Origin of the sequence: Methylobacterium mesophilicum SR1.6/6 (genome assembly GCF_000364445.2) — a bacterium.
GTDB classification, from domain to species: Bacteria; Pseudomonadota; Alphaproteobacteria; order Rhizobiales; family Beijerinckiaceae; genus Methylobacterium; species Methylobacterium mesophilicum_A.
Genome location: NZ_CP043538.1, coordinates 1361249 through 1386811, shown reverse-complemented (window position 1 = coordinate 1386811; position 25563 = coordinate 1361249). Strand labels below are relative to the sequence as shown.

General features: G+C 66.5%; 21 protein-coding genes and 1 pseudogene. 7 read left to right on the top strand and 15 right to left on the bottom strand.

Annotation, left to right across the window (positions count from 1 at the left end; all coding sequences use genetic code 11):
- Window positions 1-144: 144 nt before the first annotated feature.
- Complete coding sequence (locus MMSR116_RS06445) at window positions 145-969, bottom strand: transglutaminase-like domain-containing protein (RefSeq protein ID WP_010683349.1); 825 nt, start codon at window positions 967-969, stop codon at window positions 145-147.
- Between the two features lie 149 nt (window positions 970-1118).
- Here MMSR116_RS06445 and MMSR116_RS06440 point away from each other — a divergent pair, with 149 nt between their 5' ends.
- The 5 genes and pseudogenes from MMSR116_RS06440 to MMSR116_RS06420 all read left to right on the top strand — a co-directional run bounded on the left by MMSR116_RS06440 (window position 1119) and on the right by MMSR116_RS06420 (window position 7871).
- Window positions 1119-3092, top strand: coding sequence for an AI-2E family transporter (locus MMSR116_RS06440; protein ID WP_010683348.1), 1974 nt, complete (start codon window positions 1119-1121; stop codon window positions 3090-3092).
- Between the two features lie 360 nt (window positions 3093-3452).
- The gene (locus MMSR116_RS06435; protein ID WP_010683346.1) at window positions 3453-4766 is read left to right on the top strand and encodes an alpha/beta fold hydrolase; all 1314 of its coding nucleotides are present in this window, start codon (window positions 3453-3455) and stop codon (window positions 4764-4766) included.
- Between the two features lie 59 nt (window positions 4767-4825).
- Window positions 4826-5240, top strand: a pseudogene (locus tag MMSR116_RS06430) (DUF1236 domain-containing protein).
- 661 nt (window positions 5241-5901) lie between these two features.
- On the top strand, window positions 5902-6579 hold the full coding sequence (locus MMSR116_RS06425; RefSeq protein ID WP_010683342.1) for a DUF6629 family protein: 678 nt from the start codon (window positions 5902-5904) through the stop codon (window positions 6577-6579).
- 263 nt (window positions 6580-6842) lie between these two features.
- Window positions 6843-7871: an SDR family oxidoreductase gene (locus tag MMSR116_RS06420; RefSeq protein ID WP_010683341.1), complete on the top strand. Its 1029-nt coding sequence runs from the start codon at window positions 6843-6845 to the stop codon at window positions 7869-7871.
- 25 nt (window positions 7872-7896) lie between these two features.
- On the opposite strand, the gene MMSR116_RS06415 is transcribed toward MMSR116_RS06420, so the two are convergent.
- The 13 genes from MMSR116_RS06415 to MMSR116_RS06360 all read right to left on the bottom strand — a co-directional run bounded on the left by MMSR116_RS06415 (window position 7897) and on the right by MMSR116_RS06360 (window position 22998).
- Window positions 7897-8346: a cytochrome o ubiquinol oxidase subunit IV gene (locus MMSR116_RS06415; RefSeq protein WP_010683340.1), complete on the bottom strand. Its 450-nt coding sequence runs from the start codon at window positions 8344-8346 to the stop codon at window positions 7897-7899.
- On the bottom strand, window positions 8343-8969 hold the full coding sequence (locus MMSR116_RS06410; protein ID WP_010683339.1) for a cytochrome c oxidase subunit 3: 627 nt from the start codon (window positions 8967-8969) through the stop codon (window positions 8343-8345). The genes MMSR116_RS06415 and MMSR116_RS06410 overlap by 4 nt, the downstream gene beginning before the upstream one ends.
- On the bottom strand, window positions 8966-11071 hold the full coding sequence (locus MMSR116_RS06405; RefSeq protein ID WP_106428238.1) for a cbb3-type cytochrome c oxidase subunit I: 2106 nt from the start codon (window positions 11069-11071) through the stop codon (window positions 8966-8968). Before MMSR116_RS06405 ends, MMSR116_RS06410 begins: the two co-directional genes overlap by 4 nt.
- Window positions 11068-11991, bottom strand: coding sequence for a COX aromatic rich motif-containing protein (locus MMSR116_RS06400; RefSeq protein ID WP_010683337.1), 924 nt, complete (start codon window positions 11989-11991; stop codon window positions 11068-11070). Before MMSR116_RS06400 ends, MMSR116_RS06405 begins: the two co-directional genes overlap by 4 nt.
- Window positions 11984-13702 carry a GMC family oxidoreductase gene (locus MMSR116_RS06395; RefSeq protein ID WP_010683336.1) on the bottom strand — a complete coding sequence of 573 codons (1719 nt, stop codon included), beginning with the start codon at window positions 13700-13702 and terminating at the stop codon, window positions 11984-11986. Before MMSR116_RS06395 ends, MMSR116_RS06400 begins: the two co-directional genes overlap by 8 nt.
- Window positions 13703-13714: 12 nt before the next feature.
- On the bottom strand, window positions 13715-14374 hold the full coding sequence (locus MMSR116_RS06390) for a gluconate 2-dehydrogenase subunit 3 family protein (RefSeq protein ID WP_010683335.1): 660 nt from the start codon (window positions 14372-14374) through the stop codon (window positions 13715-13717).
- Window positions 14375-14388: 14 nt separating this feature from the next.
- Complete coding sequence (locus tag MMSR116_RS06385; protein WP_244625610.1) at window positions 14389-15447, bottom strand: hypothetical protein; 1059 nt, start codon at window positions 15445-15447, stop codon at window positions 14389-14391.
- Window positions 15437-16270, bottom strand: coding sequence for an enolase C-terminal domain-like protein (locus MMSR116_RS06380; protein ID WP_348529343.1), 834 nt, complete (start codon window positions 16268-16270; stop codon window positions 15437-15439). Before MMSR116_RS06380 ends, MMSR116_RS06385 begins: the two co-directional genes overlap by 11 nt.
- Complete coding sequence (locus MMSR116_RS32355; protein ID WP_348529342.1) at window positions 16198-16530, bottom strand: hypothetical protein; 333 nt, start codon at window positions 16528-16530, stop codon at window positions 16198-16200. Before MMSR116_RS32355 ends, MMSR116_RS06380 begins: the two co-directional genes overlap by 73 nt.
- A 15-nt stretch (window positions 16531-16545) precedes the next feature.
- On the bottom strand, window positions 16546-18333 hold the full coding sequence (locus MMSR116_RS06375; RefSeq protein ID WP_010683332.1) for a thiamine pyrophosphate-requiring protein: 1788 nt from the start codon (window positions 18331-18333) through the stop codon (window positions 16546-16548).
- A gap of 168 nt (window positions 18334-18501) precedes the next feature.
- Window positions 18502-19440 (bottom strand): SMP-30/gluconolactonase/LRE family protein, encoded by a 939-nt coding sequence (locus tag MMSR116_RS06370; protein ID WP_010683331.1) that lies wholly within the window; start codon window positions 19438-19440, stop codon window positions 18502-18504.
- A gap of 141 nt (window positions 19441-19581) precedes the next feature.
- Window positions 19582-21348 (bottom strand): glycoside hydrolase family 15 protein, encoded by a 1767-nt coding sequence (locus tag MMSR116_RS06365; protein ID WP_010683330.1) that lies wholly within the window; start codon window positions 21346-21348, stop codon window positions 19582-19584.
- Window positions 21349-21429: 81 nt separating this feature from the next.
- Window positions 21430-22998, bottom strand: a complete 1569-nt coding sequence (locus tag MMSR116_RS06360; RefSeq protein WP_010683329.1) for a GMC oxidoreductase — start codon at window positions 22996-22998, stop codon at window positions 21430-21432.
- Between the two features lie 231 nt (window positions 22999-23229).
- On the opposite strand from MMSR116_RS06360, the gene MMSR116_RS06355 reads away from it, so the two are divergent.
- A complete protein-coding gene (locus MMSR116_RS06355) occupies window positions 23230-23694 on the top strand; it encodes a DoxX family protein (RefSeq protein WP_106428235.1) in 465 nt (154 codons plus the stop codon).
- A gap of 189 nt (window positions 23695-23883) precedes the next feature.
- On the opposite strand, the gene MMSR116_RS06350 is transcribed toward MMSR116_RS06355, so the two are convergent.
- Window positions 23884-24858, bottom strand: a complete 975-nt coding sequence (locus MMSR116_RS06350) for an SMP-30/gluconolactonase/LRE family protein (RefSeq protein ID WP_010683327.1) — start codon at window positions 24856-24858, stop codon at window positions 23884-23886.
- A gap of 371 nt (window positions 24859-25229) precedes the next feature.
- Here MMSR116_RS06350 and MMSR116_RS06345 point away from each other — a divergent pair, with 371 nt between their 5' ends.
- Entirely contained in the window at window positions 25230-25490 is a 261-nt protein-coding gene (locus MMSR116_RS06345; RefSeq protein ID WP_010683326.1) for a hypothetical protein, read from the top strand.
- Window positions 25491-25563 lie beyond the last annotated feature (73 nt).

Genomic DNA, 25563 nt, shown 5'->3' with positions numbered 1-25563 from the left:
GATCGCCCGCGAGGCGGTGACGCTGGCCCCCAGGCCTGAGCCGTGCGGTCGTGACGCGGAGTGGTCAGCGGCCGCAAGCCGAGGGCGATTGCTGCGACCTCAAGCGCCGTCAGGCACTCCCCGGTCAGGCATCACCCAGCTTGCTCAGCCTGGTTCGACCTCGTCCGTATGCACCGTGAACCTAGCCAACGGCGAGGGGCCGAAGCTCGTGGTGATCGCGCAATCCGTGGCGTCGCGGCCGTAGGCCATGACGATGCGGCCGATCCGCGGTCGGTTGTGCCGGGCGTCGAACGTGTACCAGCGCGGTCCCGCCGGCCCGTCGAGGTAGACGTCGAACCACGCCGAGAAGTCCATCGGCGCCGGGTCCTTCGGCACGCCGATGTCGCCGAGGTAGCCAGTCGCGTAGCGCGCCGGGATGTTCATGCACCGGCACAGCGTGATGGCCAGGTGGGCGAAATCTCGGCACACGCCGATCTGCTGGGCGTGGCCGTCGAAGGCGCTGCGGGTCGCGTCGGCCTGCATGTAGTCGAAGCGCAGGCGGCCGTGCGCGTAGTCGACGATGGCCTGGACGCGCCCCCAGCCCTCGGGCGTCGAGCCGAACTGGTCCCAGGCGGCCTGCGAGAGCTTGTCGGTGTCGCAGTAGCGCGAGCCGAGCAGGAACGGCAGCGCCTCGTCCGGTAGGTCCCGCACCGGGATCTGCCGGGCGTCCGGCGCGTGGTCGTCAGGGCGACCGTGATCCTCGATCTCGAAGTCCGCCGACATGGTGATGCGCCCAGCTGGGACGAGGATGCGGGTGGCGACATTGCCGAACGTGTCGCGGAACTGTCTTGGCTGGACCGGTGGGTCGAACGCGATGACCTCGCGGCTCAGAAGGTCTGGCTGACGCTCGGGGCGCACGTTGAGCAGCAGCACCATCGGGGTCGGAGCAAAGGTATCGAGGGCGACGGTGTAGCCGCAACGGATGCGCATGGCCGGATCTCCACCTGAGACGGTGCTGTCCTGGCAAGATGTCCGCCATGCCCTCGTTCCCCAGGCGGGAAGGCGTGACGGGACGAAACGAGGCCGACGACGTTAGGAGGAACACGCGGCGCACCGGCCCGCGTCGAGGAGTTCAGCGTATGCCGACCGACACTACGGGCGCCCCGAAGCAGCCTGCCCAAGTCCCGCCGCCGCTCGTGCCGGGCCTGCGCGGCCTCTTGACCCTCGCCGTCGGTGTCGTGCTGATCGCCGCGCTGTATTTCGGTCGCGAGGTGTTCGTCCCGCTGGTGCTGGCCATCCTGCTCAGCTTCGTCCTGGCGCCGGTCGTCAACCTGCTGCGGCGGATCAAGCTCGGGCGCGTGCCCTCGGTCATCGTCGCGGTCCTGCTGGCGCTGGCCGTACTCGGCGGCATCGGCGCGGTGATCGGCACCCAGGTCGCGGGCCTCGCCGGCAATCTGCCGCAGTACCAGACAACGGTGCAGAAGAAGTTCGCTGGACTGCAGCAGGGCTGGCTCGGCGAGGCCAACAAGCTCCTCCAGAAATTCAATCATCAGGTCCAAGACGTCACGCAGAAGGCCGACGCCGCCGGCACGACGGCCGAGACAGGCCCCGCTGGCGACACGCCGAAGGCGCAGCTCGTGCGGGTTCAAGAGCCCGAGCCCTCGCCGCTGGCGTTGGCGGAGAAAGTCCTCGGCCCGGTCGTCTCGCCGCTGACCGACGTCGGCATCGTCCTCGTCGTCGTCGTATTCCTGCTGCTACAGCGCGAGGACCTGCGCAACCGCATGATCCGCCTGTTCGGATCGAGCGATCTGCACCGCACGACGGTGGCCATGGACGACGCGGCCGGCCGGCTCGGCACCTACTTCCTGGCCCAGCTCGGTATGAACGCGGCCTTCGGCGTCATCGTCGGCGTCGGGCTGTGGTTCATCGGCGTACCGAATCCTCTCTTGTGGGGCGTGCTCTCCGCCATCATGCGGTTCATCCCGTACATCGGCGCCATCGTCTCGGGGGTGTTCCCGGTGGCGCTAGCGGCCGCCGTCGATCCGGGCTGGTCGATGGTGATCGCGACCGCCGCCCTGTTCCTGATCGCCGAGCCAGTGTTCGGGCAGGTGGTCGAGCCGCTGCTCTACGGCCATTCCACCGGGCTTTCGCCCTTCGCAGTGATCGTCTCGACCCTGTTCTGGGGGTTCCTGTGGGGGCCCATCGGGCTGATCCTGGCCACGCCGTTCACCGTCTGCCTCGTGGTGCTCGGCCGCCACGTCGACAGTTTGGAGTTCTTCGACGTGCTGCTCGGCGACCGGCCGCCGCTGACCCCGGTGGAGAACTTCTATCAGCGCATGCTCGCCGGCGACCCCGACGAGGTGCGAGACGTCGCCGAGGGCATGCTCAAGGAGCGCTCCCTGTCCTCGTACTACGACGAGGTGGCTCTGAAGGGACTGCAGCTCGCCGCCAACGATTTCGCGCGCGGGGTCGTCACCCCCGCTCAGCTCGACAACATCCGAGCCTCGGCACGATCCCTGGTGGAGGACTTCGAGGATCACGTCGATGCCGAGCCAGCCGTGAGGGCGAGCGAGATCAACCCAAGCGACACGCCGACCCTAGCCGAGCGGGCGCATCCAAAAACCGAGGCGGTGCCGGCGCAAGCCCCGCCGCGGGATGCGCTACCGGAGGCATGGCAAGGCGAGGCTCCCGTGCTGTGCCTAGCCGGGCGCGGTCCCCTCGACGAGGCCTCCTCGGCGATGCTGGCTCAGCTGCTGCGCAAGCATGGGCTTGGCGCGCGCGTGACCCCGTACCAGTCCGCCTCGCGCGAGGGCATCCGTGAGCTCGACCTCACGGGTGTGGCGATGGTGTGCGTCTCCTATCTCGACATCACCGGGAACCCCTCGCACCTGCGCTACCTGCTGGAGCGGCTGAAGCGACGCGCACCGGGCATCCCCGTGCTGGTGGGGCTGTGGCCGGTGGGCGAGAAGGTCTTGACGGACGCAGCGCTGGGCCGGGAGGTCGGCGCGGATGCCTACGTGTCGTCGCTGCGCGAGGCCGTGGACGCCTGCCTCGCCGTCGCCGCCGGCTCGTCCCCAGGGGCGAGCTCGTCCAACACAGTGCGAGCGGCCTGACGGCGTGACGGTGGAACCGACGTTCAGCTTGGCCATTATCTGCTGAGTACACAGTCAAGTCTTGGGCCGTCGCCTTGAAGTCAGTCCTCGCCGCCCTCGCACTGTCCATCCTGGCCGTCGCTCCATCGACCGCCGGGACAGATCCTGCGCTCCGCGGCTCCGGGAAGTCAGTCGAGGTCCCCGCCGAGATCGAGGTTGAGGCTGTCCCGCCGCGCACGCAATCTGCTCCGGCCAAGAAGGTCCGCATCGTCCTCGCGTCTCCTTAGACAACTGAGGGCCCGAAGCCCGCCTGATGCCGCAATCACCCGTTAGTGCGCTCGGACCTTGACGGTTCGTGAAGCGACGTCCGTCACGGTTTGCATGAAGCATGTGTGGATGGCGCAGGTGGCGGAACCGAGTAACAAAGCCTTGCGCACGGCCTTGGTCGCCTTGCTGGTCCTGTCGCTGCCAGCCTGTGCCGGCCGCCCGACGGGGGTTCTGCTCCCCATCTCTGCCGTCGAGCCTCTTCCAGGTACGTCGCGCGTGGACATGCTGGTTGCAACGACCCGCAAGTCCGCGACAGACCGCGGCGTGCTGTTCTCTGGAGAACGCGGCGATGCGGTGACCTACACCGACCTCGCTGTCTCGATCCCGCCCGATGCCACGCGCCAGCCCGGCTCGGTCCAGTGGCCGAAGTCCCTGCCGGGCAATCCCGCTACCGACTTCGTCGCCCTGCGCGCCGAGCCCGTCGACCGCGCGAAGGTCGCGGCCTGGACCGGTCGCGCCGTCCGCCGCGGAGCCAAGCGCCACGTGCTGGTGTTCGTGCACGGCTTCAACAACAAGTTCGAGGACGCCGTCTTCCGGTTCGCGCAGATCGTCCATGATTCCAGCGCCGAGGTCGCCCCGGTCCTGTTCACGTGGCCGTCCAAGGGCAGTGTGCTCGCCTACGGCTACGACCGGGAGAGCACCAACTTCTCCCGAAACGGCCTAGAGACCCTGCTGCGGGATCTGGCCAAAGACCCGAATGTCGGCGATGTCACCGTACTCGCCCACTCCATGGGGAACTGGCTGACCCTGGAGAGCCTGCGGCAGATGGCGATCCGCGACCGGCGCGTGGCGCCGAAGATCCGCAACGTCATCCTGGCCGCGCCCGACGTCGACATGGACCTCGCCCGTGAGGCGTTCCGCGACATGGGGCCGGACCGGCCGCGGCTGACGCTGATGGTGTCCGGCGACGACCAAGCACTCGCGGTCTCGCGGTTGGTGTGGGGCGACAGCGTGCGGCTGGGGGCCATCGACCCGACCGCCGAGCCGTACCGGTCCGAGCTGGAGCGTCAGAACATCGGTGTGCTGAACCTGTCGACCGTGAAGGGCGACGACCCGCTCAACCACGGCAAGTTTGCCTCGGGCGAGGTCGTCGCGCTGCTGGGCAAGCGCCTCGCGGACGGGCAGCCGATCTCGGACGGGCAGGTCGGCATCGGCGACCGGCTTGTGAGCACGGCCGCTGGCGCTGCCTCCACCATCGCGACCGGAGCCGCATTGGCGGTGGCCGCACCGGTGGCCATCGTCGACCCGCAGACGCGCGAGACCTACGGTGAGCACCTCTCGAACGTCGGCAGCGGCTTCAAGGACACCGTAGGCTCGACGGCCGACCTCGCCGCCGCGCCCCTGCGCGTCGTCACTGGCGGTCGTTAACTATCCGAGGCGAGTAAATCTCGATGGGGTTGGACCCTCGGTACTCGGGAAAAGAGACGATGGTATGGAATGTCGGGCTCACCGTTGCGGCGGTGACGTTGGCCTGGGCGGCTTCCGCCCAGGCTCAGGGCCTGGAGCGGGGGCGCGCAAGAGGGGGCCAACCGGGGTGAGATGATCACCGGTCCCCTCGGGGCCGTCGTCGGCGGCGCGGTCGGCGCGGCGGTCGGCACGGCCAACGGCATCCTCGGCGTCGATTGCCGCGCGCGCTTCCGGGTCTATGCGCTCGGCGAGCGGCGTCCGTCCTTCACCTACGCTCGTCCCGTCCGGGTCGGGACCATTCTGCCTGAGGACGGTGTTGTCTACTACGACGTGCCCACCGAGTTCGCCCTGCCGAACTACAACTACACCGTCGTCAACGACCAGCCCGTGCTCGTTGACCCGAGCACGCGCCGTGTCGTCGAGGTCATCGAGTAAACCGGGGTCAATGGGAGGCTGTCCACTTTTTTGATGGGCTTATTCTCAAGCGGCCCAGCCGTTTTCGGCCAGACTCCGTCACGCCGGATTTCCGTCGCGCGCGAGCCCGGACATTCGGCTTGGCGCCCAGCCTCGCCATACAATCGCGGGCGGTTAGTTCCCGAAACCGGACGTGAAGCGTCGCTCAGGCCCCTTTCACGAGCGAATGAGCGGGTGCCGAACCAGATTTCAACCAGCGCAGCCTCGAATTTTATATCCGGTAAAAGCGTCCTCGCCGTAGTCAGGACCACTCCGCTAGTGTGACTCACGTCTGCCTGGGATCGCCCCTTTAATGGTCTGCAGCCCATGCACGTTCTCGAAGTATTGGCGCCGAATTCGTATGTCGCCCACGTGTATGCAAGTTTTTGGTTGTGCAGTTGCTGCTAGCTGTAGTGCATCCGGCACCAGCCAGCCCATGAGCCGGATGCGCGGCGCCACCTGAGGGGTCGCGCACTTCTTACACCGCTGTGGCGAACGACATTGGCAGCGAGAGAGCCGCTGTCGCTGCGTGTGCCGGGTGATCCATCGTTCAGTTGCGCTCCGGCAACGAACACACCTTGACCAAATGCGATGCCCTCCGCACGGAGGCTCTTCGAGGGTCTTCGAGTTCAGGTTTCCGCTTATGTGTTTTTCGCCAGAGGTCGATTTCATCGCCAGCGGAGTGATCGCGCTCATCGGCGTCGCGACCCTCGCGCATGTCCAACAACCTCGCGCCGTCCTGTTCGCGGCAACACCTATATTCTTCGCCCTCCACCAATTTACGGAGGGATTCATCTGGCTCGGCTTGGAGGGTCAAATCAGACCGGAGGCCCAAGGACACCTCGTCTTCCTGTACATGCTCTACGCGCAGGGCATCCTGCCTCTTCTGATGCCACTCGCAGTGCTCCTCATGGAGCCGCCTGGGCGCCGGCGTTGGCTGATCGCGGGCTTGACGCTCCTTGGAGCGGCCCTCGCCGCCTTCGTGTTCCGTGGCCTCATCGTCTATCCGAGCACGGCCTGCATCGAACGACACTCGATCCACTACGACAATCCCGGCACCGCCCTGTCCGGGGTGGCTGTGCTGTACGTTCTGGCTACCTGTGGCGCATTGATCTTGTCGAGCCATAGAGTGGTGCGATGGTTCGGTTCGCTCAATTTCGTAGGTGTGATCGCGACCCTCATCGCTAAGGGCTACGCCTTCACGTCGGTCTGGTGCCTCTACGCCGCCATAGCGAGCCTGATCCTGTTCTGGCAGTTCCGCGCTCGCCGTATCAACGTTTCGGAGCCGAACGCTTCGCTCGTTGCACGTGCCACGGGGTGAGCTGCCACCCATGTCCCTCCTCCCGCCTTAACCCGTGGCGCGTTGCGTCGAATCGCTCGAACGAACGCGACGGCTTCGTGCGGATATTCAGCCCGTATTCTATGCCACCGTGCCAGCTCGCCGGCTGAGATTTCAGGCGGCCTGGGTACATTCCATGTCGAATTGAACCGTCATCGCGTTCATACTATGCGAACGCTATGTAGACCTGGGCGTTGATCATGCGTGGATAGGAATATGTCCACGTCAACCCCAGTGAGCAATCGATGAACCAAGAGAGTAGAGCCGACCGCCGTCCCACCGTGGTGATAACTGGTGCCAGCGCTGGGGTGGGACGGGCGATCGCACACGAATTCGCCCGGCACCGCTGGAACGTATCGGTGCTGGCGCGTGGCGAGGCGGGGTTGAGGGGAACGGTGCGGGACATCGAGCGCGCAGGGGGACGTGCGCTGGCCCATCAGGTCGACGTCGCTGATGCCGATGCCGTCATGAGAGCGGCGGACGAGACGGTAAGGGAGTTCGGCGGTATCGACGTTTGGATCAACGTCGCGATGGTGACGATCTACGCCCCCGTGCAGCAGACCTTTCCGGAGGAGTACAGGCGGGCGACCGAGGTCACTTATCTCGGACAGGTCTACGGCACGCTCGCCGCGCTGAAGCACATGCAGGCGCGAGATTATGGTGCCATCGTTTGCATCGGCTCGGCCCTGGCGTACCGTTCGATTCCGCTGCAATCGAGCTACTGCGCGGCCAAGGCCGCCGTGCGCGGCTTCCTCGACAGCCTGCGCAGCGAGCTGCTGCACGATGGCAGTCGGGTGCGGTTGACGATGGTGCAGCTGCCGGCGGTGAACACGCCCCAATTCGACTGGGCACGCACCCGCATGCCGCGTCGGCTGGAACCGGTGCCGCCGATCTATCAGCCCGAGGCCATCGCCCGTCACGTCTATCGCGCCGCCCACACCTCGCCGCGCGAACTCTGGATCGGCTTCCCGACCTGGAAGGCGATCATCGGCAACATGATCATTCCGGGCTGGATCGACGGGTACCTCGCGCGGCACGGCTATCGCGGCGAGATGACGAGCCAAGCGGCGCTCGAAGGGCGGCCGGACAACCTGTACGGTCCCGTCGACACCGATCCGGGCGCGCATGGACGCTTCGACGACCGCGCGCTGACCACCGTGCCGGCCGCCGACCCGCGCTGGCTGAAGCTTGGCATCGCCGCCGCGCTCGGCGCGGCGCTGCTCGGCACGCTATCGATCGCCAAGGCCTCGAAGCCACCGCAGCGCCTTCGGTAGAATGCCCGGGTGGCACCGCGATCGGCTACATCATCCGGATGCGCAGGTTGAAGAGAACGACGAGGGTGCCACCCACCATGAGGCAGACGATGAGGCTCGAGAACAGGATCAGCTGAAGGTCATCGCGGGCCGAGCGCCTCAGGTCGACGTGCAGGAAATAACGAAAGTGTACCATCGCCTGAAGCAACGCCAGAGCGAGGATGATCCCGAGCGCTGTCGCACCCGCCGCCCATCGCCACGTTACGACGGCGAAAGCTGCGCCCGTCAGGAGTAGCGCGAGGACGTAGCCGACGGCGTAGGTTCTCAGGTCATTTCGCCTGGAGTGACGCTCGTCGGCGACCTGACTCCTGTCGTCGCGCAAGCCCCCCGATCGCCGATTCGGACCGCCGGTCAGCACGCGCACGCTTCCCAGAAGAGCCGCCGCTCCGATGGCCTTCAGCAGGACGATGCCCCTGGATTGATCGCGCACGTTCATCCGAGCGTTCCCTGCAGGTAGACCACCGAGAAGATCGCGATCCAGATGACGTCGAGGAAGTGCCAGAACAGGCCCAGCTTCAGAAGATTCAGCTTGACGCGAGCGTCCGTCCCGAAGACCGCGACCTGGACGAGCATCACCGCGATCCAGATGCAGCCGGCCGTGACGTGGAGGCCGTGCGTCGGGACGAGCGCGAAGAAGACCGACAGGAAGCCGCTGCGGTCCGGCGTGGCGCCGTCGCGAAGCATCGTTGCAAAATCGTTGGCCTCGAAGCCGAGGAAGGCTAGGCCGAGTGCGAGGGTGAGGCACAGCCAGACGAAGAGACCGGTCCGTGTGCGGTCGTACTTCATCGCGATCGCCGAGAGCCCGAAGGTCAAGCTACTCGTGAGCAGAATCAGCGTCTCGATGAACGCGCTGCCGAGCTTGAACTCAGCCTCTGGTCCCGGTGCACCCGCCGTGGCGGCGACCTGCGTGCCGTAGACTGCGAAGAGCAGCGCGAACAGCACCGCGTCGCTCATCAGGAAGATCCAGAACCCGTAGAGGCCGAGTTCGGCCGCGTCCGGTTCGAGTTCATTGGAACCCTGGAGGTTGAGGCCGACGTGCCGGAGCTGCGGTCCGGTCATGCCGCGACCTCTGCCGGATTGACCTTCGCGAGCCTGCGATTGGCTTGGCTCTCTTCGAGCTGTCGTGGCACCGGATGGGTGGCGTGAGCGAGATCGAGCCAGCGTCGGTTCTCCGCCTCCACCTCGGCCGCCGGGATCCAAAGGTGGGTCTCACGCACAAAGCTGCGCGCGATCACCGGCAGCCAGATCGCCGCGAAGCCGAGCATTGCCATCCACCAGATGTGCCAGATGAGGCCGAAGGCGCAGACCGCGCCGCCGAGGCCGACGAGCGGCCCGACCCAGCTGTTTTTCGGCATCTCGATGCCGCGGTAATGGTCAGCGGGCTTGTAGGCGCCCCCATGCACCTTGCGAAGGTAGAACGTATCGCGGCCGCTGACATGCGGGATCGTCGCGAAATTGTACTCAGGCGGTGGGGCGGAGACTGACCATTCCAGGCTGCGCGCATCCCAAGGATCGCCGACGGAAACGCGGTTGTGTTCGCGGTCGCGGACGCTGACCCAAAGCTGCACGAACAGCGTCACGAGGCCGGTGAGAAGGATGAAGGCACCGATGACCGCGACAAGCAGCCAGGGTCGGTAGTCTGGCTCGAACAGGGCTTGGGAGCGCCGCGGCATGCCCCCAAGACCAAGCACGTAGAGCGGCATGAACGCGAGGTAGAAACCAACCACCCAACACACGAACGAGATCTTGCCCCAGCCTTCCGACAGACGGAAACCGAACGCCTTCGGAAACCAGTACTGGTAGCCGGCGATCAGGCCGTAGAGCGTGCCGGGGATGAGCACGTTGTGGAAATGCGCGACCAGGAAGACGGTGTTATGGACCATGAAATCCACCGGTGGGATCGCGAGCAAAATGCCGGACAGGCCGCCGAGCACGAAGGTGATGATGAAGGCGACCGAGAACAGCATCGGCGGCGTGAAGCGAAGCTCGCCACGGAACATCGTCCAGATCCAATCATAGACTTTGACGCCGGTGGGGACGCCGATCATCATCGTCGCGATTCCGAAGAACGAATTGACATCTGGGCTCTGTCCCATCGTGAAGAAATGGTGAAGCCAGACCGTGAACGAGAGGACGCCGATGGCCATGGTTGCGATGACCAGGGAGGTGTAGCCATAGAGTTCCTTCGACGAGAAGGCCGACACCACCTCTGAGTAGATGCCAAAAGCCGGAAGGATGACGATGTAAACCTCAGGATGGCCAAACAGCCAGAAGAGGTTTACGTAGTTCATCATATTGCCGCCGAGATCGTTCGTGAAGAAGTGGAAGCCAAGGTACCGATCGAGGGCGAGCAGGGCGGTCGCAACCGTCAACGGTGGCATCGCGAAAACCATCAGAATCGCGGTGCACAGCGACGTCCAGCAGAAGAGCGGCATGCGTAGGAGATGCATGCCCGGGCAGCGCTTCTTGTAGATCGTTGTCGCGAAGTTAAGGCCTGAAAGGGTCGTGCCGATCGACGACAAAGTCAGCGCCCAGATCCAGTAGTCGGGTCCTACGCCAGGTTGGTACGCCGTCTCGGTGTAGGGCGGGTAGCCTGACCAGCCACCGGTTGAGAACTCGCCGATGGCGAGCGAAATCATGACGAGGCCGGCCCCGCCAGCTGTTAGCATCAGGCTGATCGAGTTCAGCAGCGGGAAGGCGACGTCGCGGGCACCGATCTGTAGCGGCACGACGTAGTTGATCAAGCCCGTCAGGAACGGCATCGCCATGAAGAAAATCATGATGCTGCCATGGGTGCTGAACAGCTGGGCGAAGTGTTCGGGCGCCACGATGCCGGGTGCGTTGACGGCGAGCGATTGCTGCGTGCGCATCAACACCGCCTCGATCAACGCGCGCGTGAACATGACACCGGCGAGCACGATGTACATGATGCCGATCTTCTTGTGATCGAGGCTGGTCAGCCAGTCGAGGAACAGCGGACGCCACCAGCGCTTCCACGTCAACAATGCCGCGAGGGTGACGGCGCCGATCACGACCATCGCGCCTGCGAAGGCGCCGATGAACTCGCTCAAGTTGGGGTCGTCCCAGGCTCGCACGAAGGGCAGCGCCTTCGCATCGAGCCGGCCGAACAGGACGTACCAGAGGCTGTCGCCGCTCATCATCGGGCTCTCATGTGGGCGGCATGGATGCCTGGATGGTCCAGGGCGACAATCGATTGGAACAAGCCCGGCGTCACCGATCCGAACAGGATCGGTTCGGCCTGGGTCGAGCGGGCGGACAGCGCCTTGAAAGCATTCATGTCGAGGGTCTTGCCACCCGCACGGGCGCGCGCGAGCCAAGCTGTGTAGTCGTCGGCGGATTGCGCCAGCACGGGAAATTTCTGGTTCTGGAAGCCCATCCCGTTGAATTGGGTGTTCTCACCACGAAAGCGGCCCGGTTCGCTCGCTGCCAAGTTGTGCTGTGTCGTCATGCCAGCCATCGCGTAGATCTGCCCACCGAGCTGGGGCACGAAGAACGACTGCATGACCGTGGCGCTGGTCAGGCTGAGATGGATCGGACGGTCGGACGGGAAGGCGAGTTCGTTGACGCTGGCGATCCCCTCCTCGGGGTAGATGAACAGCCACTTCCAATCGAGCGCCACGACCTGCACCTTGACCGGCGGATTGGGCGATACCAATGGCTTGTAGGGATCGAGCGCATGCGTGTCCCGCCACAGGAATACCGCGAGCACGATCACGATGATCGCGGGCGGGATCCAGATCAGGCCTTCGAGCGACCAGTTGAAACCCCATTTCGGCCGGTAGGCGCTTTTGGTGTTCGACAAGCGGTAGTGCCAGGCGATGATCGGCGTCAGCAGCAGCACGGGCCCGACGACGAACAGCAGGATGAAGCAGGCGAGCAGGAACAGGCTGCGGGTCTTATCGGCGACCGGTCCAGCAGCCCCCATGAAGCCGTGATCGAGCACCCCGCAGCCGCCGAGGCTGCCCAGCGCGATCAGTGCCACTGGTCCGATGAACTGTCGGACCAGTTCCTTTAGGCGGCGGGCGGGACCAGCGGCGGGCGGGCATCTCACATCAGCCACGCCGCTCTCCCCTGCCGGTCGCGGTGGCGTGGATACGATCGGCGGTACGCAGGGCGATCGCCTGGATGGTGAGCGACGGGTTGACCCCGCCGGTCGTGGGGAACACCGAACCGTCGCAAACGAACAGGTTCGGGATGTCCCAGGACCGGCAATCGGCATCGACCACAGACGTGCGCGGATCGTAGCCCATCCGGGCGGTACCGTTGAGGTGACAGGTGTCGTCGCCCTGATCCCAGACCTCGCGGCCGCCCGCGGCTGACAGGGCCTCGCGCAAGAACTTGAGCCCGTGCCGGTTCAGCGCCTTGTCGTTGTCGCACCAGGAGTAGGTGATCCGGGCGACCGGGAGCCCGTACTGGTCCTTCACGTCCGCGAGCGTCACCCGGTTGCGCTCCTGCGGCATGTACTCGGAGACAACCTTGAGCCCGGCGACGTGGTTGTAGCGCTGCATCTCCGAGACGAGTGCCTCGCCCCACAGGCCGTGCGCTGAGGCCTGGGTGTTGGCCCAGAGCTGCGGTAGCGGCCCTTGGCTCATGTATGAGTATCCGCCGAAGAAGTCCTTCGCGAAGGGACCATAGCCCTTGTCGTCGTAGTTCCAGTGCTCGCTGATCGCCAGGGAGGGTGGGCCCTTGTAGCTGCGGATCTCCTCATCGAAGACGCCCCAGACCGCTTGGTTACCCTGAACCATGAGGTTCTTGCCGACGAGGCCAGAGGAGTTGGCGAGCCCGTCCGGAAACTCCTGGTTCGCCGAGTTCAGGAGGAGCCGGGGCGTCTCGATGGCGTAGCCCGCCACGACGACGTTCTTCGCGCGCTGGAAACGCCACTTCCCCTCGCGAAAGTAGTGGACGCCGGTGGCGCGCCCGTTCCTCGTCTCGATCCGCCCGACCATTGCGAGGTCGCGGATCTCCGCGCCGGCCTTCAGGGCGCGGGGCAGGTAGCTCACGAGCACGCTCTGCTTGGCGTTGGTTGAGCAGCCCAGCGTGCAGAAACCCCGGTAGACGCATGGCGGCGCGTCGCCGTGCGGCGCCGAGACCGTGGCGAGCGGCGTCGGCGTCCAGTCAATGCCCATCGCCTCGGCGCCCCGTGCCAGCACCTTGGCGGCGGCGTTGATCTCGTGCGCGCGCCGGTGGTAGCGCCGTCGGTGCGGCCCCCAGGGGTAGTTGACCGGTCCGGAAATCTTCAGGTCGTCCTCGACCTGATCGTAGTAGCGCCACATCTCCCGCCAATCGATCGGCCAGTCGGCGCCGTAGCCCATGAGGGTGCGAGCCTTGAACCATTCCGGTCGGAAGCGCAGGGCCACCATGGCATAGTGGACGGTCGAGCCGCCCACCGCCTTGCCGGAATTGTTCGAGCCCATCTGCAGCGGGTTCTCGCCGTCGACGATGCGCTCGTCCGTCCAGTAGAGTTTGGACTGGTGACTCTCGTCCGAGGCGAAGTCCTCCAGGGGCCGGAAATACGGGCCGGCATCGAAGGCCACCACCGACACGCCGCCTTCGGCGAGCCGGCAGGCCAGGGTTCCGCCGCCCGCCCCGGTGCCGACGATGGCGAAGTCGACCTCGTCCTCGTCCCGGTGCTGGCGCATCGGCACCCATTCGCCGATCCGCATGACGTTGGGGGCGCGGCCGTCGCGAGCGCGGGGATAGTGCTCCGGGTCGTCGCCGGGCGTGGCGTGCTTGGGGTTGTCGGCGGCGTTGCCGAGGCCGGGGATGCGCATTGACGAAAATCCTTATCGGCCGACCCGGAGGTTCTCTTCGTAGGCCTCGTCCTCGCGGCCGGGCTTGGCCTCGGCGGCCTCCCAGGGGTCGCGGCGGTCGAAATCCATGCGGACGTAACCGCGCGGGCTCGCCGGGCCGCCCCAGCCGATCTCGTTCCAGGCCGTGGGGTGGGCGTAGTAGGCCTTCACCACGTCCGACAGGACGCGCTTGTGGAAGAACAGCTTGGACGGCATGCCCGCCCAGGCGGCGTCGGTGAGTTCGCCCGCCTCCGCGAGCTTGAGCAGCGCATCCTGCGCCCAGGCGCCGAGCTCGTGGAAGCGTGCGCCGAACCGTGCCCTAGACTCCGCGTCGAGGGCGCACAGCCCCCGGCGCCACGCTTCGCGTTGCTCGGGCAGTTCAGCGTTGCGGTAGCCGTCGCGCGTATCGGTCGCGAGCTTATGGTCTACGAGGGCGGCCACCGGCACCGCATCCGTCCGGTCGGCGGGTTGCGGCACGATCCGCTCAGCCAGCGCCGTCATCGTCGACCATTCGGCCTCGTCGAAGAAGCGACGCGTCTCGGGGCCGATCGCCAGCCGTTCTTCCAGGACCTCGCGGGTCTTGGCATTCCAGGACGGGCCGTCGCGCTTCGCGAGCACGTCGTAGCCCGGATAAAGGTCCAGTCTCGGACGCATGATGTTCTTTCGGGTCAGAAGCGGAAGCGGCCGCGTTCGATGAGTTCGAGGGCGGCGAGACCGCCGAGCGCGACACCGGAGAAGGAGGGTGGGGCCGGCAGCGGCGGCCCGTCGATGAGGTTCTGGCGCCAGTTGGCCCAGCCACCCATCATCCGGGCGACGCCGTAGGCGTGGAAGGCGACGCCACCCACGCCCATCGCCGAGACCGCCCACATCCCCCATTTGGCGGTCGCTTGGCTCGTCCCTACCGGTTTAGCCGCGGCGCGAACCAACAGGGCGGCGGCGAGCGGCGGCAGGGAGACGGGGATGTACATGGCCGGGTTCTGGAAGGCGCCGCGGAAGTGCAGTAGCCCGGCTTCCAGGGTCGTGCCGACGAGCATGCCCGCCGTGGCGAGCGCAAGTGCCGGCCCGGCCGGAAGGCCGGCGAGCCGGGGCGCGCCGGGGTCGGCGTCGCGCACGCGTTCGGCGACGACGCCGAGGATGCCGGCGAGCGTCAGTGCCATCGGCGCGCCGATGGGGGCGGAATAGAACAGGTTCTGGAAGGAGTAGCCGCCCTCGCGCTTGCCGACGTTGTAGGCGTGGAAGCCGAAGCCGATTAGCCCTGTCAGGCCGGCGAGCGCCTGCACCCCGTGCCGGACGCGGGAGCGGCCGGGATCGGTGTCGCCGGCCCCGTGCAGGGACGCCGCGAGGGTGACGCTGGACACGATGATCGGCGTGTACATCGCCCGGTTGAAGAACTGGCCGCGGTAATGCTCCAGGCCGGAATCGAACAGCACCGAGGCGGCGAGCATCGTCGAGGCGTGGTTGAGGCGTTGCGCGGCGCTTGCCGTCACCGCGTGCCCGCGCGGCGCGTAGCGGCGCCCCTTCGAGGTGGCCAGGTCGAGGCGCTTCGAGCGGCCGGAGGCGAACCATGTCACCAAACCGGCTCCGACAGCGGCTGCGGCGAGGACCACCACCGGGTGCACCGTGGCCTCGACCTGCACGGGGGCGACGCGCCGTTTCAGGGCGGGCCCGGACGATCCCAGCGCGCCGCGGTGACGTTCCGGCGAACGGGGGCCGCGGTCAGACAGCATAGGCATCGGCGTCCCGGGTCTTGAGGATGAGGCCGTGGCCCGGCCGGGTCAGGTCGGGGGCAATCGCCCCGTCCCGGGGTACCGGGGCGCCGTCGAACAGCATCCGCTCGATGCGGACGTGGTCGTGGAACCATTCGAGGTGCCTGAACCGCGGCGCTGTCACCGCCACGGGCAGGTGCAGGGCCGGCGCGCAATGGCCTGAGAGGTCGATGTGCGCCGCCTCGCACAGGGCCGCCATCTTGAGGAACCCGCTGCAGCCGCCGCACCGTGTCACGTCCGCCTGCGCGACGTCGACCGCGCCGGTCCCGAGCAGACTGCGCAGGTCGTCCAAGGTATAGGCGTACTCGCCCGCGGCAATCTCTATGCCGGCGGGCGCAGCAGCGCGGACGGCGGCCATCCCGGCGGGATCGTCGCTCGTCACCGGCTCCTCGAACCACGTGACGCCGAACCGCTCCGCCACCTGCGCGGTGCCGATGGCGCGTTTCAGGGTAAAGGCGCCGTTGGCGTCGATGAACAAGTGTGCTGCGCCGATCGCCGCCTTGGCGGCCGCCATACGAGCCGGATCGTGCTCGGGCTGACTGCCGATCTTCATCTTCACGGCTCGGCAACCGTCGCGTTCGACCCAGCCGGCGAGCTGCTCGCACAACTGCCGGTCGTCGTAGCTCGTGAAGCCGCCGCTGCCGTATATCTCCGCGCGCTCCCGCGCCTGGCCGAACAGGCGGGCAAGTGGCAGGCCGAGAAGGCGGCCCTTCAGGTCCCACAGAGCGGTGTCGAGGGCCGAGATCGCATTGGCGGCGAGCCCGGAGCGGCCGAGGTTGCGCACCGCCCCCACAGCACCGCGTTCGCCCGCGGGATGTCGAAGGGGGAAAGCCCCAAGAGACGCGTCGCCAAGGTCTTCGTGATAAGCTGCGCGACGCTGGCATCGGTGTAGCTGTAGCCGAGGCCGGTCTCGCCCCCAGCCTCGATATGGACGACGACAATCGTCGTTTTGTCCCAGGCGAAGGTACCGTCCGCCTCCGGCGCGTCGGTGGGAACGGTGTAGGCTCGCGCCCGCACCGTTCCAATCGTCGGATCGTCACGCATGCCGTGGAAGCCGTTCTACTTGCTGCCGGGTAGGACGGAACTCAGCACCTGACGCGCGGTGTCGACGAGGAGATGGCGCTCCTTCGGATCGCCCTTGCCGAGCATCGACATGAAGTTCTGCACCTGCTGGAAAGTGAAGAACGGCGGCAGCGGAGGCACCTCGGGGTCGGTCTTCACCTCCAGCACCACCGGCACGGAGCTAGCGAGGGCCTCGTCCCAAGCCGCCCCCATGCGTTCCGGATCGTCGACGTAAATGCCCTTCAGGCCGATCAGCTCGGCGAACTTGTGATAGGGCACGTTCGGGATGGTCTGGCTCGCCTCGAACTTCGGGTTGCCCTCCATCACCCGCTGTTCCCAGGTCACCTGGTTCAGGTCCTCGTTGTTGAACACGCAGCAAATCCAAGTCTTGTTGGACCAGCGGTGCCTGTACTTCGCTACGGTGATCAACTCGGCCATGTTGTTCATCTGCATGGCCCCGTCCCCGACCAGCGCGATCACCGGCCGGTCGGGATGCGCCACCTTGGCAGCGATGGCATAGGGGACCGCGGCACCCATGGAGGCAAGGCCGCCCGAGAGCGAGCACATCTGGCCGCGGCGCATCTTCAGGTCGCGGGCGAACCAGTTGGCGCAGGAGCCGGAATCCGAGGTGATGATCGCCCGCTCGGGCATGCGCGGCGAGAGTTCCCAAGTGACGCGCTGCGGGTTGACCGGGTTGGCCTTGGCCATCGCCCGATCCTCCGCCTCCTTCCACCAGGAGACCATCCCCTTCTCGATACCAGTGCGCCAGGAGCCGCCCTCCTTCTTCTGGTCGAGCAGCGGCAGCAGGGCGCGCAAGGTCTCGGCGGACTCGCCGCACAGCGGCACCTCCATCGGATAGCGCAGCGACAGCATCTCCGGAGAGATGTCGATCTGTACTCCCCGGGCCTGCCCCTCCTTCGGCAGGAATTCGGCCCAGGGAAAGCCGGAACCGATCATCAGCAGGGTGTCGCAATCCTCCATCATGTCCGACGAGGGCTTGGACCCAAGCAGGCCGATGGTGCCGGTCACGAAAGGCAGGTCGTCGGGGAGAGCCGCCTTGCCGAGGAGGGCCTTGGCGACGCCGGCCTGAAGCTTGTTGGCGACGGCAATGACCTCGTCGGTGGCATGCAGCGCGCCCGCACCGACCAGGATCGCGACCTTCTTGCCGGCGTTCAGCACGTCGGCGGCGCGGTGCAGATCAGCATCGAACGGCACGACCTTCGGCGCGGTGTAGCCCACCCCCGAGAAGGTGTTGCCGTGCTTGCGCACCGGCTCCTCGTAGGGAACGTCCTGCAGATCGTTGGGCAGGATGATGGCCGAGACCTTCCGCTCGGCCTTGGCGATCCGCATGGCGCGATCGACGATGTGGCGGACCTGCGCGGGCGAGGACGCCTGCTGCACATAAGCCGAGACGTCCTTGAAGACGCTCGTAAGGTCGAATTCCTGCTGGTAATGGGCGCCGTTGACGTTGCGCGCCTGCTGCCCGCAGATGGCGAGAAGCGGCACGTGGTCGAGATGGGCGTCATACATCCCGGTCAGCAGGTGCGTCGCGCCGGGACCGGAGGTCGCCATGCAGACGCCGACCTCGCCGGTGAACTTGGCGTAGGAGGCGGCCATGAATGCCGCCATCTCCTCGTGACGGACCTGAATGAACTCGAACGGCAGGTCGTTGCGCTGGAGCGCGCCGAGCAGGCCGTTGATGCCGTCACCGGGATAGCCGAAGATCTTCTTCACGCCCCACTCGGCCAAGCGTTTCCAGAAGAAGTCGGCGACGGAATCAGCCATGTCCTGTCCTCGGGGCGTGCAGCGACGGCCGTTCGAATGCCGGCGTATGCAGGAGATTTCCTGGTCGGGGCGAGATGTGTCGCGACGAGACGCGATCCTGTCCGGCTAACCGGACATGCGGTGCAGTGTTCCTGACCGCATTGCGCGCAATCTAACGATACCGTGAGCTCATCTGGTGGCCCCGACGCCGAGATCGAGCGCATAGAGATGCGCCTTGGAGGTGATGAACACCCGACGCTCGGCCGGGTCGAAGCAGAGATTGGAGCACACCTGCGGCGTTGGGATCAGCCCGAGCCGGTGCCCCTCGGCGGAGTAGACCTGGACCCCCGCCTCGGAGCTCGACCAAACCCAGCCGCGACCGTCGACGCGGAGGCCGTCGGGCACGCCGGGTTCGACCTCGGCGAAAATCCGCCGTTCGCCCAGGCTTCGGTCATCCAGAACCGGATAAGCGTGGATCGTGTGCCCGTCGCCCCCCTCCGTGCGGGAGGTGTCGCTGACGTAGAGGGTCCGCCCGTCCGGTGCGAAGGCCAGCCCGTTCGGCTGTCCGAGGTCGGCCATGCGCCTGACGGAGCCATCCCTTGGATCGAAGCGATAGACGCTGTGGTGGCCGAGATCGGACTCCGCCAACGCACCCTGCTTGGGCAGTCGGAGGCCGTAGGCTGGATCGGTGAACCACAGGGCACCGTCGGCGGCGCAGATGACGTCGTTCGGGGAGTTGAAGCGGCGGCCCTCGTAGGTCTCGACCAGGGCCTCGTAGCGCCCGCCCGGGGTGGTTCGGGACAGGCGGCGGTTGCCGTGCTCGCAATGGACGAGGTTGCCGTCCCGGTCGACCGTGTTGCCGTTGATGAACGGCGTGGCGTCGATGACGACCCGCACGCAGCCGTCCGCGCGCCAGCCGAGCACCCGGCGACCCTCGATGTCCGACCACACCAGGATGTCCCGGGCGGGCCACCATGTCGGCCCCTCGGCGAAGATAGCCTGGTCGTAGAGCGAGACCAGGCGGGCGTGGTGGGGCACCACCGCGGCGAAGCGCGAATCGGACGCGCGCGGCGGGTCGACGTGCGGGACAGGCTCGGCCGGCCCAGCATGGCGAAGCACGTCGGACATGGCGCTCGTCTCCTCGGCAAGGGTGGTCGAAGGCAAGGATGGTCGAAGCGCGGACATCCCCCCGTCCGGTGGCGCTTGGCGAGACCGCGCAGCCGCCTCGCGTTCACGGGTCCACGCGATCGTGCTGTACGAGACGGACACTCAGCCGCCGCCGCGATCGACGACGGGGCCGCACAGGCTCAGCGCGGTGTTCACCACACCGAGATGCGTCAGGGCCTGCGGAAAGTTCCCGGTGAGGCATCGACCGGGTACGTCGTACTCCTCCGAGAGGAGCCCGACGTCGTTGGCCACGCCGAGCACCCGCTCGAGGTAGTCCTCGGCCAATTCGGGGCGGCCCTGGAGCCGCAGGCAATCGGCCATCCACAACGAACAGGGCAGGAACGCCCCCTCGTCCTCTCCGTCTCCCTTCGCCCGCATGCGGCGGATCAGGCCGTTCTGGTCGAGGTCGCCTCTTATCCGCTCGATCGTCGCCGCCATGCGCGGCTCCGTGGCTTCTAGGAAGCCGACGAGCGGCAGCAACAGGAGGCTCGCGTCGAGATCGTGGCTGCCATAGCTCTGCGTGAAGGTTCCAAGGCCGACGTTCCAGCCCTCGCGGCAGACCTCGGCGCGGACCTTGTCACGGCATTCCGCCAGCGTCGCGCGCAACTCCCCGGGCAGGTCGCAGTGCCGCAGGACTCGATCGAAGCCGACCCAGCACATCGCCTTCGAATAGGTGTAGCGCTTCGGCTCGCCACGCGACTCCCATATGCCCGCGTCGCGGTCCTGCCAGACCTGGGCGAGGTGTTCGGCGAGGCGCCGCTCGACGACGCATTGGTGGTCGGTCGCCGCGATGCCGACGCGACGCGCCAGCGCAAGCGTGTCGAGGACCTCGCCGTAGACGTCGAGCTGCTTCTGGGTCGACGCGGCGTTGCCGACGCGCACGGGACGCGCCTCCCGGTAGCCCGGCAGCGCGTCGACGGTCCACTCGGGCAGGTGCCGGGATCCGTCGGCTCGGTACATGATCCGGAGGTTGTCCGGATCGTCGGCGATGGCCCGCAGGAGCCAATCGCGCCACGCCGTCGCCTCGGCCTTGAAGCCGGCATTGAGGAAGGCGCCGAGCGTGAAGGTCGAATCGCGCAGCCAGGAGTAGCGATAATCCCAGTTCATGCCGCCCGCCGGCACCTCGGGCAAGCTCGTGGTCGGCGCGGCGAGCAGCCCACCCGAACGGGCGTGCGTCAGGGCCTTCAGAGTCAGGAGCGAGCGCTTGACGGCGGCGGCCCACCGGGTGCGCGTGGGGTCGAAGCCTGAGATCCAGCGCTCCCAGTGCGCCTGCGTCGCCCCGAGCGCCGCATCGACGTCGAGATGCGGGGCGTCGCTGTCCCAGGCGTCCGTCCGCGTCAGGACGAACGTGTGCCGTTCGCCCTCGCGCAGCCTGAACGCCGCCTTCACTCCCCGGACGTCGACGCTGACGGGAACGCTGGCCCGGAGGGTAAGGCGATGCCGGCCGGCCACCGAGGCGGCGCCACCCTCGCGTGCCTCCCACCACGGCGCGAGCGCACCGTAATCGAAGCGCGGGCTCAGATCGATGTCCAACGCGACGGTGCCAGCCAACCCCTCCACGATGCGGACCACCGCCGAGAGCGTCTCGCGGATGGGCATGAAGTCGGTGATGCGAACGGCGCCATCCGTCGTTTTCATCACCGTCTCCAGGATCATCGTGTCGCCGCGATACCGCCGGGCCGTGTCGAGGACGGCCCCACGGGGTGCGATCGACCAGCGTCCGTTCCTGTTAGTGCCGAGAAGGGCACACAGGCACGCGTCGTCATCGAAATCCGGCCAGCACAGCCAATCGATCGAGCCGTCCCGTCCGACCAGCGCGGCGGTCTCGCCGTCACCGATAAGCGCATAACTTTCGATGGGTTTGCTCAACGCTCATTTCCTTCGGCCGACCGGTGCCCTGCTGGCATCACCGTTTCCTCGTTGTCATGCAGAATGTGGAGGGATCGGACGCTAGGCGAGCCGCTCCGCGATGCGGTCGGCGACCCGCAATGCGTTTGCGATGATCGTGAGCGTCGGATTCACCGCGCCGATCGACGGGAAGAAGCTCGCGTCGGTGACGTAGAGGTTGTCGAGCTCGTGCGCCTTGCAGTCGAGGTCGAGCACGGACGATCTCGGATCGGCGCCGAACCGGAGCGTCCCGGCCTGGTGGGCGGTGCCGCTGAGGGGGATGTTCTTGCCGAGGTAGAGCGAGCGCTCGAACAGGTAGGTGTAGGCGCCGCCCGGCCGCAGCAGGTCGGAGAGCTTGGCGCGCAGCCGCTGGTGCGCCTCGCGGTTGTTCTCCTCGATGTCGAGGGTCACGCGCCCGTCCTGTCCCAGCATCACCCGATTGTCGGGGTGCGGCAGGTCCTCGCTCTGCAGCCAGAAGTCCATGGAATGGCGTGCGACCATGTCGAACGGGGCGTTCGGCAGGAAGCCCGTCCATTTCGGAAATTCCTCGCCGCGGATCTGATCCGGGTGCGTCTTCGCGCACATCTGAATCAGGCCCATCGGGTACTCCCAATCCTTCGACTCGAAGTAGAAATCCGATACGGCGAGGGTTTTCTGAAAGACCGTGTCGTTGGCATCCTTCGAGAGGGCCATGAGCACGGACATGTTGTGGCGCATGTAGTTGCGCCCGACCTGATCCGACGCGTTGGCGAGGCCGTTGGGATGGGCGGCGTTGGCGGAGCGCAGGAACAGCAGCGCCGAGGATAGGGCTCCGCAGGCAACGACGACGATGTCGGCGGTATAGCGTTCCTCCCGGCTATCCCGGGTCACGCGAACCCCGGTCACCGTGCGGCCGGCCGGGTCAGTCTCGAGCCGCGAGACATAGGCGTTGACGAGAAGCGTGACGTTACCGTGCTTGGCGAGCGTCGGATCGACGGTCATCACCTGGGCGTCGGCCTTCCCGTTCAGCAGGCAGGGAAAACCGTCGAATGCGTCGCAGCGGATGCAGATGCTGGTTGGCGTCGGCCTTCCGTCGCGCTCGTCCAGCTTGATCCCGAGGGGCAGGTGGAATGGCGTCAGCCCTTCGCGCGCCCAGTCGTCGGACAGTTTCTGGATGCGCGACTCGTGAGTAACGGCCGGATGATCGTAGGGACCGCTCGACCACGGCTCGGTCGGATCCTCACCTCGGGTGCCGTGAACGGCGAAGAGCTTTTCGGCCTGGGTGTAGTATGGCTCGAACTCGGCGTATGGGACCGGCCATGCCGGCGAGACCCCATCGACGTGGCGCACCTCGCCGAAGTCCCGCTCGCGCAGGCGGAACAGCGCGGCGCCATAGACCTTCGAGTTGCCGCCGACGTAGTAGTGCAGCGCCGGGCTGAACGACTGGCCGTCACCGCCGTACCACGTCTCCTTCGCCTGATAGGCCCCGTCGACGAAGACGGTCTTGGCCGACCAGTTGTCCTGCGAGCGCGGTAGGTAGTCGCCCCGTTCCAACAGCAGGATGCGCTTGCCGGTCTCGGCGAGCCGTGCCGTCAGCGAGCCGCCGCCGGGGCCGGAGCCTATGACGATGACGTCGTAATGGTCCTGCGGCATCGGCTTGCCTCGCACTGCGGCACGGTAGAGGGGTAGCGCTCGCCCAACAGGGGTGGGCACTTGGCGTTCCGGATCATACGTTCACGGGATCGTGCCCGTCGCAGTGAAGCTAGTTCGCAGTTTCACCACGGTTCTTGGGAAACCGAGGTGTAGCGGTGACGTTGAGGACATGCATTCCTCGACGAAAATTCCCAATCACGAGCAACTTATGTCCGCTGTCACGGTCTCTATATGATCTGGATCAACCTGGTGGCCGTCCCGCTCGCTGCGAAGATTCTTCTCGTCTGCATGTTTCCGTTGAGCGCCTACGATAAGATCGTCCACTGGGGTGAGGCGATGGGTCAGGCGAAATCGGGCCCGCTGCCGTTTCCAGCCCTGCTGCTCTGTCTCGGCATCGCCGTGGAGGGGGCTACGCCGGTGCTGATCGTGCTCGGGCGGTGGGACCGCGCGGCGGCGCTCGTGCTGGCCGGGTTCTGCGTCATCACGGCATTGACGTACCACCAGTTCTGGAAGTTCCCGCGTTTCTGGGCGAGGAACGGCGAGGGCCGGACGCATCTCTGGGACTTTCTCAAGAACTTCGGTCTCGTCGGCGGTCTTCTGCTTGTCGTGATCGGCGGAAGCTATGCACCCGTCTCACTCGTGGCGGAGCATCCCTTCGCGAGCGGACCCGCCACCTTGGTCCCCGGCGAACGCTGAGGGATTCTTGCGCATGTCCGATCGATTGGCCCTTCGGGCGCCGACGACGCTCGATCGGGACATATGCGACGCGGCGACATCGTGTGCCGCTGAGTGCGGTACGAGGGCGCCGCGTTCATATTCGAGCGCGTCTCCTGGATGGCTCAGCAAGGGGATGTCCCGGTCGTCTTCCGGGAGGCGAAGGCCCGCTCAGTCGCTCAGGTCGACCGCCAAAAGGTAGGACTGCGCGGCGATGAACAACCGGCGCCGTTTGGGGCCGCCGAAGCAGCAGTTCGAGGGCGTGGCGGGCATCGGGATGAAACCGAGACGAACGCCATCCGACGCGTAGACGTGGATGCCGTCGCCGGCAGTCGTCCAAACCCACCCCCTCTCATCGACCGCAAACCCGTCCGGATAGCCATGGTCGGTGCGGCAGAACAGGCGTCGGTCTGAGAGGCTGCCGTCGGCGTCGACGGCGAACGCCTGGATCTCGTGTGTGTCGCGCTGGTGGCCGCCGATGATCTCGCCGAGGGACCGCGCCGTGTCGGACACGTAGAGCGTGCGCCCGTCCGGTGAGAAGAACAAGCCGTTCGGCTGCTCGAAGTCGGCCATGCGTCGCAATGCGCCGTCGCGGGGATCGAAGCGGTAGACGCTGCGATGGTCGAGTTCGGGATCGACGAGGCTGCCCTGGTTCGGCATGAGGATGCCGAAGGTCGGATCCGTGAACCAGATCGTGCTATCCCGCGCCACGGTCACGTCGTTGGGCGAGTTCAGGCGCTTGCCCTGGTAGTGGGTGACGATCGGTTCCGGCGCCCCGTCGGCATTCGAGCGGCTGATGCATCGCCGGCCATGCTCGCAATGGACGAGGCGTTGCTCGGCATCGACGGCATTGCCGTTCATGAACTGCGTGTTGTCGATGGCAACGTCGACATGGCCATCCGGATACCACGCGAGAAGGCGCCGGTTCGGCACGTCGGACCACACCAGGCGGTCGCGCGACGCATCCCAGACCGTGCCCTCGCCGTGCAGGGTGAACTGATAGAGGATCGACGGCACCTCATCGGGGGACAGAACCTCTCCCAGCCTGGGATCGTGCACCTCGATCCCGGTGAAGCCGTCGAGCTTCAGGGGCGGGCCCGCCTCGCGCAGAAGCCGGCCCGGCGACAGATCGGTGCTCTTCGACATCACGCTTCCCGCATCCCTGTCAGCAACGCGTCGCGTGCCATGCGCATTGAACCCGAGCGCGCTCTCGATGGTTCGGTGCCCATTCGGATGCGTGGCCTTGAGCGTCTCGGTCAAGCCGTCGCCCCGGCCGAGGCAAGCCCGTGTCTGCCGAGGCCTCGACGCGCGAGTTCGCGGGGGGAGGGTGCCGGTGCCCATCCATCCTGCCAGTAAGAACGGATCTGGTCCAACGAATGCGGTGATCGGTGCATCCGCGCAGGATGGCCGAAGCGCCGGCGGGACATGGAAATCGTCGGCCCGACGAACTCGGTACGCGCGGATCCGTTTCCGAGAGCGGCTTGCTCCATCAGTCCCGCAATAACGAGGATCGTTCCATGGATGAGACCACTCTCCGCTTGCGGGCCCGCGTGACCATTCTGGAGCAGCTGACCGTTCGCCTGTTCGCGATCCTGGGCACCCAGCATGCGAACGAGGTCAGGGCGGTGGTTACCAATCTCGATCAGGTCGTGAAAACGGCGAAAGAGTCCGATCTGTTCGGGGCGGATCTCACCGCGGAGGACAGGGCTGATCTGTTCAACAAGACCACGAACGAATGGGCCTGGATCCGCGCCCAGATCCTGGACCCGATGAAATGACGGTTCAGTGTCGGTCCCGCGCCGAACGACCGCCCCCTATGCGGTCCGCCCATGCGGCGCTCAGACCGGTCCG

Bases quoted from the DNA above. Each gene is read 5' to 3' on its own strand.
- MMSR116_RS06425 (WP_010683342.1), top strand. From the start codon at position 5,902: ATGTGTTTTTCGCCAGAGGTCGATTTCATCGCCAGCGGAGTGATCGCG.
- MMSR116_RS06390 (WP_010683335.1), bottom strand. From the start codon at position 14,374: ATGCGTCCGAGACTGGACCTTTATCCGGGCTACGACGTGCTCGCGAAG.
- MMSR116_RS06375 (WP_010683332.1), bottom strand. From the start codon at position 18,333: ATGGCTGATTCCGTCGCCGACTTCTTCTGGAAACGCTTGGCCGAGTGG.
- MMSR116_RS06385 (WP_244625610.1), bottom strand. From the start codon at position 15,447: ATGCTGTCTGACCGCGGCCCCCGTTCGCCGGAACGTCACCGCGGCGCG.
- MMSR116_RS06360 (WP_010683329.1), bottom strand. From the start codon at position 22,998: ATGCCGCAGGACCATTACGACGTCATCGTCATAGGCTCCGGCCCCGGC.
- MMSR116_RS32355 (WP_348529342.1), bottom strand. From the start codon at position 16,530: ATGCGTGACGATCCGACGATTGGAACGGTGCGGGCGCGAGCCTACACC.
- MMSR116_RS06355 (WP_106428235.1), top strand. From the start codon at position 23,230: ATGATCTGGATCAACCTGGTGGCCGTCCCGCTCGCTGCGAAGATTCTT.
- MMSR116_RS06440 (WP_010683348.1), top strand. From the start codon at position 1,119: ATGCCGACCGACACTACGGGCGCCCCGAAGCAGCCTGCCCAAGTCCCG.
- MMSR116_RS06445 (WP_010683349.1), bottom strand. From the start codon at position 969: ATGCGCATCCGTTGCGGCTACACCGTCGCCCTCGATACCTTTGCTCCG.
- MMSR116_RS06370 (WP_010683331.1), bottom strand. From the start codon at position 19,440: ATGTCCGACGTGCTTCGCCATGCTGGGCCGGCCGAGCCTGTCCCGCAC.
- MMSR116_RS06420 (WP_010683341.1), top strand. From the start codon at position 6,843: ATGAACCAAGAGAGTAGAGCCGACCGCCGTCCCACCGTGGTGATAACT.
- MMSR116_RS06395 (WP_010683336.1), bottom strand. From the start codon at position 13,702: ATGCGCATCCCCGGCCTCGGCAACGCCGCCGACAACCCCAAGCACGCC.
- MMSR116_RS06435 (WP_010683346.1), top strand. From the start codon at position 3,453: ATGAAGCATGTGTGGATGGCGCAGGTGGCGGAACCGAGTAACAAAGCC.
- MMSR116_RS06410 (WP_010683339.1), bottom strand. From the start codon at position 8,969: ATGACCGGACCGCAGCTCCGGCACGTCGGCCTCAACCTCCAGGGTTCC.
- MMSR116_RS06415 (WP_010683340.1), bottom strand. From the start codon at position 8,346: ATGAACGTGCGCGATCAATCCAGGGGCATCGTCCTGCTGAAGGCCATC.
- MMSR116_RS06350 (WP_010683327.1), bottom strand. From the start codon at position 24,858: ATGTCGAAGAGCACCGATCTGTCGCCGGGCCGGCTTCTGCGCGAGGCG.
- MMSR116_RS06345 (WP_010683326.1), top strand. From the start codon at position 25,230: ATGGATGAGACCACTCTCCGCTTGCGGGCCCGCGTGACCATTCTGGAG.
- MMSR116_RS06405 (WP_106428238.1), bottom strand. From the start codon at position 11,071: ATGATGAGCGGCGACAGCCTCTGGTACGTCCTGTTCGGCCGGCTCGAT.